Here is an 11,414-nt window from a genome sequence, read left to right on the forward strand (position 1 = left end):
TGGTCCGGTACCGTCGCCGAACTGCTCGACTCCATGTTCGATCCCACGGTGGACTTCACGGACCTGGCCTGGATCAGGGACCAGTGGCCGGGCAAGGTCGTGGTCAAGGGCATCCAGACCCTGGCAGACGCCCGCGCCGTGGTGGACGTCGGAGCGGACGGTATCGTGCTCTCCAATCACGGTGGGCGGCAACTGGACCGGGCGCCGGTGCCCTTCCACCTGCTACCCGAGGTGGCGTCCGAACTGGGCCGGGACACCGAGATCGTGCTGGACACCGGCATCATGTCCGGCGCCGACATCGTGGCAGCGATCGCGCTCGGCGCCCGGTTCACCCTCATCGGCCGCGCCTACCTCTACGGCCTCATGGCCGGCGGCGAGGCCGGAGTGCACCGGGCGGTGGAGATCCTGACCGGGCAGGTGGAACGCACCATGCGGCTGCTCGGGGTCACCTGCCTGGAAGAACTCACGCCGCGGCACGTCACCCAGCTGACCAGACTTGCCCCGCGCCCGGTGCCTGGCCAAGATCAGGAGTGAGCGTTCCGGGCGAGGCGCCCGCGCGGTTGCGGAGGAGGTGCGGGTCACGGTGGTGAGCATGCGAGAGGTCGCCGTCGCGGCCTCGGTGTCGGTCGGCACCGTCTCCAACGTGCTCAACGCACCCGAGAAGGTCGCCCCCGCCACGGTCGAACGCGTGCTCGCCGCCATCGACCGCCTCGGCTTCGTCCGCAACGACGCGGCCCGCCAGCTCAAGGCGGGCCGCTCCCGCTGCGTCGGCCTCGTGGTGCTCGACATCGGCAACCCGTTCTTCTCCGATGTCGCCCGCGCCGCCCAGCAGCGCGCCGCCGAGCACGATCTCGTCGTACTGCTCGGCTCCAGCGACGACGATCCCCGCCGCGAGCGCCTCTACCTCGAAACGTTCGAGGAGCAGCGGGTTTTCGGGCTGATGGTGTCCCCGTCGGGACAGGGCGAGGACCGGCTGACCGCGCTGCACAGTCGTGGCGTTCCGGTGGTGCTGGTCGACCGCGACGGGCACGGCACCCCGTTCTCCTCGGTGGCCGTCGACGATGTGGCCGGCGGCGACCTGGCCGTGCGGCACCTGTGCGCTACCGGTCGCCGCCACATCGCCGTCGTCGGCGGCCCGTCCTCGCTCTCGCAGGTGGCCGACCGTCGCGCCGGTGCGCGCCGCGCCGCCGCGGAGCACCCCGGCGTCACCCTCACGGTGATCGATACCCCGGCTCCCACCGTCCTGGCCGGCCGTGACGCCGGCCGGCACCTCATAGACCTGCCCACCGGCGAGCGTCCCGACGCCGTCTTCTGTCTCAACGATCTGCTCGCCATCGGCGTCCTGCAGGCGTTCGCCCTGCACGGCGTCGCTGTGCCCGCGGACGTGGCGCTGGTCGGTTACGACGACATCGATTTCGCCCGGTCCGCCATCGTCCCCCTCACCTCGATCCGCCAGCCCCGTGCGGAGATCGGCTCCTCCGCCATCGACTTGCTGGTCGCGGCGGCGGACCGCGCGGGCGGGAAACCGGAACACATCCGCTTCCGCCCGAGCCTTATCGAGCGCGCATCCACCAACGGTTGATCGGCCGGACAGAGCCCGAGGCGATGGCACGGGTAGGTCGACGCGGGTGCGGCCCGGACGACCTCCACCTCCACTGCTCAGAACGCGTAGCGCACCGTCAACCAGGGCATCTGCTGAGCGATGAGATCGGTCAGAGTCGTGACACCCGCGCGCTTGACGTCGTTGCGGTAGCGCACGTTCCACATGCCCGATTGCGAGCGCTTGGCCTGCTGGATCGACGGCTGCCACAACAGGTCCTCGGATTTCGGGTGCCAGCCGAGGTTGAGCTCGTGCAGTTGCTCGTTGTGGGTGAGCATGATGATCTCCGCGGCGGCCTGGGCCTTGAAGGCCGAGCCCGTGCCGTCCGAAAGCTGCTGCAGCAGCTCCGACCAGTCGTCCTCCCACCCGGCTCGGACGACGACGGGAGAGAAATTGACATGCACCTCGTAGCCCGCTGCCACGAAGTCGTCGATGGCGGCGATGCGCTGCTGGATCGGCGTGGTGCGCAGGTCGAGCAGCCGGGAGTCGGCCTCGGGCATCAGTGAGAACCGGATCCGGGTACGTCCGCGCGGGTCGAGGTCGAGCAGATCACGGTTGACGAACTTGGTGGCGAACGAGGCCTTCGCGGTGGGCCACGCCCCGAACGCGGTGATCAGGTCCGCGACATTGTCGCTGACCAGAGCGTCGACCGAGCAGTCGCTGTTCTCCCCCAGGTCGTAGACCCACGCGTGCGGGTCGCACTGATTGGGTACGGTCTTGGGCCCCTGCCTGCGCACGTGCCGTTCGAGGTAACCGACGATCTTGTCGATGTTGGTGAACACCGTGATCGGGTTGGCGTAGCCCTTGCGGCGGGGGACGTAACAATAGGCGCACGCCATCGCGCAGCCGTTCGACGTCGAGGGCGCGATCCAGTCCGACGATCGACCGTTCGCCCGGGCCGTCAGCGACTTCTTGACCCCGAGCACCAGGTCTTCGGTCTTCACCCGGATCCACCGGTCGACGTTGCCCGCATTGCCGTGCAACTCGTCGATCTTCAAGTGGGAGGCGACGGTGATTATCTCGGCGTCGGGGAAGCGAGCGCGCACCTGCTGCCCGCGCGGGCTCGCCAGCGCCTCCGGTTCGGCCCACAGACGACGGACGTCCAGCAGGCGGGGGCCCGAGGTCGGGTGAAAGGGGTCCGGAGCTGCGGCGAAACGAGTCATAGCCTCTGCCTACTCCGCCCCACCGACACTTCGGCGCGCTCAGGCGACCCGGTGTGGGCAGCGCCACCGCCCGAATCGAGTGGATCATGTCATCCGTTACTCGTCGCTACCGCCCTCGAAGCCGGAAAGCGCCGACACCGTGCGGGAGGTCCGGCGACCAGCCTGGCCGCCTCGTCCTCGTCGGGGCCACGGCGACCAGTTCGTCGAGGCGAGCGCGGCGCCCGTTGGATGGATCGGCGGCACGGGCCATGATCGAATAGGCGATACCGCTGGTGCGAGGAGTGAACCGATGAATGAACCGCCCCCCGACGCAGTCCGCCTGGACGATTGGTTCGTTCTGCTGGATCCCACCTTCGACGTATCGACAACGGTCGAACTGCCCGCGGATGCGATCGTCGGTGGCTGGCCGGTACTGGACGAGGGAGCCGTCGGCCCGTTCGAACCCAACCCCCGTTACCGGCCGCGCGATGAGGCCGCGCCGACCGACCCTATCGATGCGACGCTGCGATTGCTCGTGTCGGCGGACGCTGTGGCGGATGATCTCGTACGGATGGTCCGGGGCTCGGTCGTCGCTCTCGGTTGTGACGAGGAAAATCGCCCCGCGATCGGAAAATCTCCGGACGGTGAGCTGTGTGTCGTCGTCGCGACGGCCGAATCGCAGAAACGGAATGTGCCGGCTCCGCGCTGGTGGCCCATTGCGGGCGACCGCCTACCCGACGTGATACCCGAGGGTGTGGACATCTTGCTCAACCCGGCGAGTTCAGCGCCTTTTCGCTTGCGAACCGATCGATTGCGCAGGTGAACGCGCTGCTTCACGTAGCTTCGCTACCGCTGCCGGACTGCCTCGCCCGGCGCTGCGCGGGATATGTGGACCAGTCCCCGGTATCGGGAACGCCCGCCCTGGTCTCGACTTCGACGCCGAGACCCGATCGCATATTCTCGGTATAACCTCTCGCGACTGTGCGATTTGCCGCATGGACGTCGAAATCCATACCCGCAGCTTGAATGAAGTCGGCGGCTGTCCGACCGGCGCTGCCCGCACCCGGGCTACACGACAGCATGACGAGCTGGCCGGTCGGGTTCTGTCTGACGGCACGCTTGAAATTCCGATCCGCGGCCATCAGATACCCGTAGGTCGCCCCGTCCACACCGACGGTCCGCCAGCGAAAGAGTCCGGTACGGACCTTCACCTCGAACGTATCGGAACTGGCGTGAGCATGAGCGTATATGGGGTTCCGGAAAACGTCGCCGCGATCGAACCAGGGCGCCGGAATGGCGCGATGCGCCCACTCGGGCGCGCCGTGGGCGTCCAATGTCACCCGGCGGTAGGCCACGTCGCTTTCGCGGAGAGGGACGCGCGCCCATGCTTGATCAGCACGGATATCACCCCGCTGACTCGGGAAAGCCACTCCGATGATGCGCCCTTGTGCATCGCGCAGAGGAATGCTGAGTACATCGCGGGGCCGGAATCGCACCAACTCGCCGTTCGACGTGGAACCGACCAGGGGTAGCGTGTCGAATATTCTTCCACCGCGCGTGTCGGCGTTTTCGAGCACATCGACTGTCTGCCGAATACGAGTGCTGAATTCTCTGAATTCGCCCCGTATCTCTGCTCCCGCCTCGGCGAGGCTTCTTTCCAATCGCCATGCCGCCTCCCGCATCACAGAGGCCAGCCTCATGAGACATTCCTTCAGGCCGCTGTATATCGCCTTACTCGACTCGTATACAGATGGAGCGGAAGGCACATACCGATGAATCCCACCTCGGTCTTTTCAGATATGAAGTCTTCTCATTTTTCGACAGCGCGCACCCGGATAACAAGTAGGGAAATCCCTAGTCTCGCGCTCTCTTCGAACCGGATCGCGAGCAAAGCGTCCGCGGCCGAGTCGACCGCTGTACGCAGGAGCGGACTCGATGCACCGGCCCGCCCACCTTCCGGCCGGGGCCGGGCGCTGGTACCCCCCGATACCGCAGGGCGAACCCGGTCGGAATAGGTCCGACTCACTTCCGGTGGTGGCTGAGCGCTGGGACAGCACGCTCTGATCGCCGCACGCAGCGCTTCCTAGTGGCGTGTCGGTATGTCGCCCCGCTCAGATAACGCAGCCTTGGCCGGCCCGCCCTGGCAGGCGATGGCAACTCGTTCTCGGACCGGCTATCGAAGCCATCGCCGGTTCAGCAAGGTGAAAGGTGCGTCGGCCGGCGCCGGCGGATCGAGGTCGCAGGCGCCGCGTGTTCGTAGCGGCTCGGTCACGCACTGATGTCCCGCCGAGCATCGTGATGGCAAATCAGTGCGGTGGCGGGAAATCCGCTGATTTCGCTGCCCTCAGCATAAGATAAGCGCCGACCCCAACGATCAGTGATCCGATCAGCGGCGCCGATAACCGCAGCGCCGCAGCAGCCCGCGTGTTGGTGACGTGCGCACTGTAGCTGTAAGTGACTTCTCTGGGCGGGCCGGATTTCTGTTGTCTCAGGATGCGGCAGTCCTCTCCAGGGGGGAGCACTCTGCCGTTGCAGGTCACAGGGCCGGTAATGGATTCCAAGGCATCGCGCCATGAATCCACCCCCCACCCCACCAGCGCCACACCCAGTAGGGCTAGAAAGAACCCCCCCGCCGCTCGGTGCAGCGGGTTTCTTCCTAGGAAGATGCCGCCCGTCGCTCGTGGCAGCTGGTTTCTCCGAGTCATGTTTCTCTCCCGTTCCCGCCACTCGACTTCGAAGGGCTTGCGGATCGCCATACTCACAGTCCTGATCGGCGCACCGGCGAGCGAGCAGGCGGAGGGACGATGTCCGAAATCTTGGGGTCCTGGTCCTTCCGAGTAGGTCGCCAGACCGATGTAGTGAAGCAAGCAGCATGACGCGGCGAATGTACCCAACCCACAATGGTCGTGAACGCACGTAGAAGATCGCTGCCAGCAGCCACGGCACGATGAAGTGGGTGGAGTACACGGCCCCGGTGACCGGCGTCCACCAGGGTTGCCCGTCGACCGCCAGGCGCTGCTGCAGCCATACGGGGCGATGGCTCGCCGGACGACCCCGTGCGCTACTCCCGCGTCAGCAGCGAATCAGGGCGTCGTTGACCAGGTCCAGATGGTGGCTGATGATGGGTTCGGCATCACGTGCCAGGGCAGTGACTTGTTCGGAGTAACCGGTGGCGAGCTGCTGAGCGCCTGCGGCCAATGCCTGCTCGTGCAGGTCTTTCTGCATCAGCAGCCACGACCGGTCGAAGTCCTGGCCGGTCTTCATGCCGGTGGCAAGTAGTTGCTGGGTTTGGATCATGAGGTGCCGTCGTAGTGCCATCTCCGCTCCTCTCCTGTGGTCGAAGTCTTCCGGGATTGCCTTCGATGGCCGCGGCGTCTACCGCTGGGCGAGCTGCTGTGCGTTGGCGTAGGCGAGGTGGAGGAAGTCCGCACCGGTCAACGCGGCCAGGGCGTCGGCGACCATCCGGGTGGTTCGCGGCGCGAATACCTGGCCGATGGTGAATCCGGTGATCGCCCACACATCGAAGCAGAAGGGGCAGGTGAGCAACTCGCCGATGCTGCGCTTCACGCCGTCGGCGGCTTCGGGTTGCTCCATTACCTCGCCGGGGCCACCATCGCCGTCGGGGCGCGTGAACGGGGCGCGTATCGGCGCGGTGATCGCATCCTTGGTCACGGTGCGGGACAACTTGTGCGCCGCCATGGCCGTCACGACCAGGTCACGCACGCTCATGGCGCGTGGCAGTTCGCGGTGGGTAAGCCTGCCGAGCAGCGCGACCGCGGTGACCGCGACGGCGTACATCGCCATCGTCGCCGAATAGCCCCGCATCGAGCGGTTTCTCTCGATCATCAGCTCAGTCCGGTGGCTCGATCGCACTGGCCGATTCTCGAACATCCCGGTCGGCAGGCAGCTCAGGACCGTCCTCCGCGATCGGGGCGTACAGTTCTGCCTCGCGATCGCCGGGGTGCGGCTGGTTCAGGGCGCGGTGCCCACGGTCGGCTTCCGTCATGTCGCGGCCATACCCGGAGGAACAGATCTCACCCCGCCCGGCTCGCATTCTGATTTCCGCGCGCCACCCGTCGATGATCGCCCACCTCACGCCGACGACGGCAACAATCCGCCAGCATGTGGGCGACATCGTGTTGTTCGAGCCATACCCGCAGGTACTCGACCTGACCGTAGGGTTCGTCCGCGGTGAACACCCAAACGGCACCTTCGCCGACACCGCAGTTCGCTGTCCGCCCTGCCGTGCCGGAGTCGCCGCGGAAAGACATCGAGTCTCGAATCTGTCGCGGCGTCGCGCGGCGCGCCGTCTTGCTCGGCAACCCTCCCTCGCCCGTCGTACCGGCGGCGGCTTGCACCGCGTCACCGGACCGAGACCACGCCGCGGCGGAATCGAGGGTTTCGCGGCAACTCGACTCCGCCGCAAGCCGATACGTGACAGTACCGGCCGAACTCGTCCGAATTCGATCATGAATTACCACAGAGGTGAAGATCAAATTGTGTTACCTCGGCACAATATGCAGTTAGCCCGAAATTAACGGTGATTATTCCCACACGAGGAGAAGTGGATCGGAAGATTTCTTTTTCCTAACGTTGCTGGTGCGCGCCACCGAGGCGTCGTTATCAAAACGTGAAAGGAAGCTCCGCACATGTTCTCTCGCAAGGCCCTCGCCGCCGCCGGCGCCGTCTCCGCCGCCGCCCTGCTCTTCGGTCCGGTCGCGGTGGCATCCGCCGAGTCGGCCGCCACCGGTTCCGCCGCCACCGGCTCCGCGGCCCTGGCCTCCGGCTCCGCCGACGGCGGCTCGTCCACGGGCTCGGCCGGCTCGTCCTCGGGTTCCGCCATGCTCGACTCCGGCAGCTCCGCCCTCGACGGCGGCACCTCCGCCATCGTCAACATCATCGACGCGATCACCGGTGTCAGGGACCTGAACCAGCCCCAGCCCGCCGCCTGACCCGCCTCGGAAGATCACCGCTTCGCCTGCGTCACCCCGCATGGCCGGAGTCCTTCCCGCCGCTACGCCTGACATCAGCGAGCGAGCCATTGCAGTAAATTTGCCAGAATCGACGTGTTCACTCGACGTGCCGCCGTCGCCACGGCGGGTGAACACTGAAAATTTCGTTTGCCGGGAGATATACAGCCCTCGATATCCGACTCCTTCCGATATCGGCGCTGCCACATCCCATCGACTGAACGACGCCGCTGCCAGCCGCCATCCGACGGCCGCAGAAGGGGCGTCGTGCAGAATTCCCCTCGACGTCTGGTCCGTTTGCCCGACGCAGGACGAAGCCGATCGCCGCCTCCTCGATACGAGACGACCCGGCAGACCAGCTCTGATCGCCATGGTCGCGCATCATCGGCGCCGACCGCCTCGCACTTCAGCTCCCCGGACCGGCACCCGTCGCCCTCCGAAGTCGAACCGCCACACTTGCCGCTCGCACCGGGGTAGCCGTGGCAACTCGGACCGGTGAGGGTTCGCGATCTCCGAACGACCGCGTGGTCGGCTCGATCAGTATTTCGGTGCGCGCCGGCACCGAGCCGCCTCGGCTTCCCGGTCGGCCAGCCAATCGGCGCCTGCACAAATTATCGTTCGAATGCCTCCGCGCCGGAGGACGGGGTTGGCCGCCAGCGCCGACGCGGCCCGCTCGGCGGCGAGGATCAGCCCGGCAGTTGGCGGATGGCCGGGATGCCGGACCGCCCCTTGCGCACGCGCCGAACGAGTTCGCGGACTATCGGGAACCAGAGCAGGGTGAGGACCGTGAGGGCGAGCGCATGCCATGCTGTCCGCCACCACCAGGAGACCACCGGCGGGAACGACGTCGCGGTGGATGCCAGCGGTACGGCGAAGGACCAGGCCAGGAAAGCGTCGCCGATAGGAAGGGCGCCGAAGGCGTAGCGTTTGGAATCGCCGAGTGTGACCGGCATGCCCAAGCTTTCGCCGAGGCCGGTGATCGGACCGGCGAGGGAGCGATCGCCGTGCACCCGGGCGGCACCGATGGTGACCACCGTGGCCGAGGCGCTGACACCGAGAACGAGTGGCCCGGAATCGATATCGCCCGTGCCGCTGCGGCCGTGCGGATACTCCCGCACTCCTGGCAGGCCCAGCGGCGTATCGATGAAGAGCCTGCGGAATGTGCTGTACTGCTGCGCGGCCCACGCGGAGTCGATCTCCGGCAGGAATCGCTGGATCATCGATTGTGACGAGCCGCGCGCACCCTCCATCTCGGGTGTCGCTCGATGCGGCAGTAGACCGGTGGCAGGGTCCAGGCGCGCGCGAGCCGAGGTGAGCCATTCCGCGATCACCGGCTCGAAACGCGATTCGACGATGCGATCGTGCAACCGCAACGCGGACACGGCCACCACATTGTCGACCGGCCAAGCCTGGCCCGGATACGCCGCGAGAAACGGCCCGTCCGTATCGAACGCCACCGCCAGTGCCTCGCAATCCGCGACGAATTGTGCCGTCTCCGGTGCGCCGGCACCGGCGAGTTCGATCACGGCACCACGCAACCGGCTGGACCATCCGACATAGAACACGCCGTACGCCGGGCGCAGTCGCGCATCGAAGACCGCACGCCCCGCGGGGGAACCCAAACGCTCCAGTGCCCAGCGTGCCTCCCGAAGCGCCTCGTCCCGATACGTCGTGTCGCCGTGCGCGACATCAGTCCACGCCAACCCGTACAAGACATGCGAAAAGAAGTATCCCTCGGGAAACATGCCCTGCATTATCTCGCCGAGCCCTGATCTCAATTCGGAACGAAGGAAATGCAATTGGGCGATGACATCGGCGCGCGGCTGCTCCTCCCGGTACAGCCGAATCTGGGGAACGAGGAGCACCAGCGTGAGCGCAGCCGCGACGGCGACGTACACCGTCCGCGAGGCGATCCGATGCGAGTCCGGGTTCCGGTCGGCCGCAGTGACCCGCGCGAAACCGATCTTGTACCCCATGCGGGCGGAATCTATCAGAACGCTCCTCCGACGAAGAGTTACCGGCCTTCTCCCCGATGGGCGCACCAGAGGCGAACGGGTTCCGCAGTTCGTCAGCGGCCCACTCGATGACGCTGTCGAATGTGGCGAAATACCGCCTGAGAAAGTGATGCAGCTCATTGTGCGGATAGGCGTGATTGGGCATCGTCGTCACTTCGTTTCCGAAAGAACCTGGCTGGAGATGCCCCGATGGCCGACCACAATTTCGCGTACGACCTCACGCTGGACGAGGTTCGACGGCGCGGCGCCGTCGTCGCGGCGCTCGGGGACGACTGGGATCCGGTCGCGGTGCTCGCCGAGGAACAGTTGGCGTACGACATGCTGTACTCGAATCTCGACGTTGAGCAGCAGCGAATCTACGAGGAACTCCTCCAGGCCGGGATTCTGCCGGATCGGGCGACGCGAGATACCGCCTACTGACCCCACCGCCGAGCATGCGATGCGGCGATTTCCGTCTGCGCGGCGAGCTGGTCGAAACGCGTGACGGCCGGGTAGGTGTCCGGCCCGGCGTCGCGACAAGGATCGCCGAGGACGAGGAACGTCAGCGTGTGGCGGCCGGGCGACCGGAGTCAGGCGGTGACGAACGCCGTTTCGGTGAGCTGCTCGGAGATCTGCCAGACGCGCTGAGCTTCCGCCACGCTGCGCAGCGGCGGGTACAGCCGTTGTTCGGCGGGAGGACCGCCGAGATCGCCGGGGCCGCTGGGGCCGTAGAGGACGCCGGGTTCTGCGCCGGGGTCGGTCGCGGCCATGAGGGCGGGCAGTGCGGCGGTCTCGACCGTGCCCAGCAGGATGCGACGAGCCGAGAGCGCGCGGATCAGACGGACCTGGGGTGTGTCCTGGCTGCGGCCGACTTCGGGGCGTGCGGCCAAGAGGCTGGTCGGGGCCACCCCCGGGTGGGAGAGATTGCTGGTGATGCCCCACCCGTGAGCCTCGCTGCGGCGGTTCAGCTCCAGCCCGAACAACCCGGCCGCGATCTTGGACTGGCGGTAGGCGCGCATCCCATGGTAGGAGCGTTCCCAGTTCAGGTCGTCCCAGTTGACGGCGCCGCGACGGGCCGCGATGCTGATCTGCGAGGTGACGCGGGCGTGGCCCGCGCGCAGAAGCGGGAGCAGCCGGGCGACGAGTGCGAAATGGCCCAGGTGGTTGGTGCCGAACTGGAGCTCGAAGCCGTCGACCGTGGTCTGCCGGTTCGGAGGACTCATCACGCCCGCGTTGTTGACGAGGATATGGATCGGGCGGCCCTCCTCCCGCAGGCTCTCACCGAATGCGGCGACCGAGCGCAGCGAGGACAGGTCGAGACTGCGCAGCGAGACGTGCGCCCGGGGAACGGCCCGCCGGATCCTCGTGATCGCCGCCTCGCCCTTGCGCGGGTTGCGGACGGGCATGATCACCTCCGCGCCGGCCGCGGCCAGCCGAGTGGCTATCCCGAGTCCCATCCCGTCGCTCGCCCCGGTGACCACGGCTCGTTTTCCGGACAGATCGGGAACGGTGATATCGATCGGTGCGCGTGACATTGGTTCGCTCCTTGCGTTCTCGGGTGACCGCACCGATCGTCGGCCGAAAGCGAGGGGTTATCCACGGCCTGCCGATCCCAGGCTCGCCGGGCCGCCCATCCGCCGGGAGGGGGGATCGGTGATCCGTGGCTACCACCGCCCAGGGGCGGTAGAAACAAAACAGCATTCGAGAA

Annotated in this window: 12 protein-coding genes; 5 read left to right on the forward strand and 7 right to left on the reverse strand. The window is 66.8% G+C overall.

Going from position 1 to position 11,414, the window contains the following annotated elements:
• Together ON27_RS15395 and ON27_RS15400 are read left to right on the forward strand one after the other, a co-directional pair.
• Nucleotides 1-534: alpha-hydroxy acid oxidase (locus ON27_RS15395; protein WP_043726673.1), on the forward strand; the 534-nt coding region annotated here is incomplete at its 5' end.
• Nucleotides 535-592: 58 nt separating this feature from the next.
• Nucleotides 593-1,582: a LacI family DNA-binding transcriptional regulator gene (locus ON27_RS15400; protein ID WP_043726700.1), complete on the forward strand. Its 990-nt coding sequence runs from the start codon at nt 593-595 to the stop codon at nt 1,580-1,582.
• Nucleotides 1,583-1,659: 77 nt separating this feature from the next.
• Here ON27_RS15400 and ON27_RS15405 read toward each other — a convergent pair whose 3' ends face one another.
• Complete coding sequence (locus tag ON27_RS15405) at nt 1,660-2,763, reverse strand: spore photoproduct lyase family protein (protein ID WP_051046633.1); 1,104 nt, start codon at nt 2,761-2,763, stop codon at nt 1,660-1,662.
• A gap of 289 nt (nt 2,764-3,052) precedes the next feature.
• Here ON27_RS15405 and ON27_RS15410 point away from each other — a divergent pair, with 289 nt between their 5' ends.
• Nucleotides 3,053-3,565, forward strand: coding sequence for a type VII secretion system-associated protein (locus ON27_RS15410; RefSeq protein ID WP_051046634.1), 513 nt, complete (start codon nt 3,053-3,055; stop codon nt 3,563-3,565).
• Between the two features lie 10 nt (nt 3,566-3,575).
• On the opposite strand, the gene ON27_RS15415 is transcribed toward ON27_RS15410, so the two are convergent.
• From ON27_RS15415 to ON27_RS15430, 4 genes are all read right to left on the reverse strand, one after another.
• Nucleotides 3,576-4,442, reverse strand: a complete 867-nt coding sequence (locus ON27_RS15415; RefSeq protein ID WP_157227201.1) for a hypothetical protein — start codon at nt 4,440-4,442, stop codon at nt 3,576-3,578.
• A 1,372-nt stretch (nt 4,443-5,814) separates the two neighbouring features.
• Nucleotides 5,815-6,060 carry a DUF4142 domain-containing protein gene (locus ON27_RS15420; RefSeq protein WP_043726679.1) on the reverse strand — a complete coding sequence of 82 codons (246 nt, stop codon included), beginning with the start codon at nt 6,058-6,060 and terminating at the stop codon, nt 5,815-5,817.
• A gap of 57 nt (nt 6,061-6,117) precedes the next feature.
• On the reverse strand, nt 6,118-6,588 hold the full coding sequence (locus ON27_RS15425; RefSeq protein ID WP_043726683.1) for a DUF1360 domain-containing protein: 471 nt from the start codon (nt 6,586-6,588) through the stop codon (nt 6,118-6,120).
• 4 nt (nt 6,589-6,592) lie between these two features.
• The gene (locus ON27_RS15430) at nt 6,593-6,748 is read right to left on the reverse strand and encodes a hypothetical protein (protein ID WP_157227202.1); all 156 of its coding nucleotides are present in this window, start codon (nt 6,746-6,748) and stop codon (nt 6,593-6,595) included.
• Between the two features lie 643 nt (nt 6,749-7,391).
• Here ON27_RS15430 and ON27_RS15440 point away from each other — a divergent pair.
• Nucleotides 7,392-7,694, forward strand: coding sequence for a hypothetical protein (locus ON27_RS15440; RefSeq protein WP_043726691.1), 303 nt, complete (start codon nt 7,392-7,394; stop codon nt 7,692-7,694).
• 704 nt (nt 7,695-8,398) lie between these two features.
• On the opposite strand, the gene ON27_RS15445 is transcribed toward ON27_RS15440, so the two are convergent.
• A complete protein-coding gene (locus ON27_RS15445) occupies nt 8,399-9,688 on the reverse strand; it encodes a hypothetical protein (RefSeq protein ID WP_086007487.1) in 1,290 nt (429 codons plus the stop codon).
• Nucleotides 9,689-9,916: 228 nt separating this feature from the next.
• Here ON27_RS15445 and ON27_RS15450 point away from each other — a divergent pair, with 228 nt between their 5' ends.
• Nucleotides 9,917-10,147: a DUF6400 family protein gene (locus tag ON27_RS15450; protein ID WP_043726694.1), complete on the forward strand. Its 231-nt coding sequence runs from the start codon at nt 9,917-9,919 to the stop codon at nt 10,145-10,147.
• A 149-nt stretch (nt 10,148-10,296) separates the two neighbouring features.
• Here the strand turns inward: ON27_RS15450 and ON27_RS15455 are convergent, their stop codons facing one another.
• Nucleotides 10,297-11,241 (reverse strand): SDR family oxidoreductase, encoded by a 945-nt coding sequence (locus tag ON27_RS15455; RefSeq protein ID WP_043726697.1) that lies wholly within the window; start codon nt 11,239-11,241, stop codon nt 10,297-10,299.
• Nucleotides 11,242-11,414: the final 173 nt, after the last annotated feature.

The sequence above is a fragment of the Nocardia asiatica NBRC 100129 genome, assembly GCF_000308415.1.
Taxonomy (GTDB): domain Bacteria; phylum Actinomycetota; class Actinomycetes; order Mycobacteriales; family Mycobacteriaceae; genus Nocardia; species Nocardia asiatica.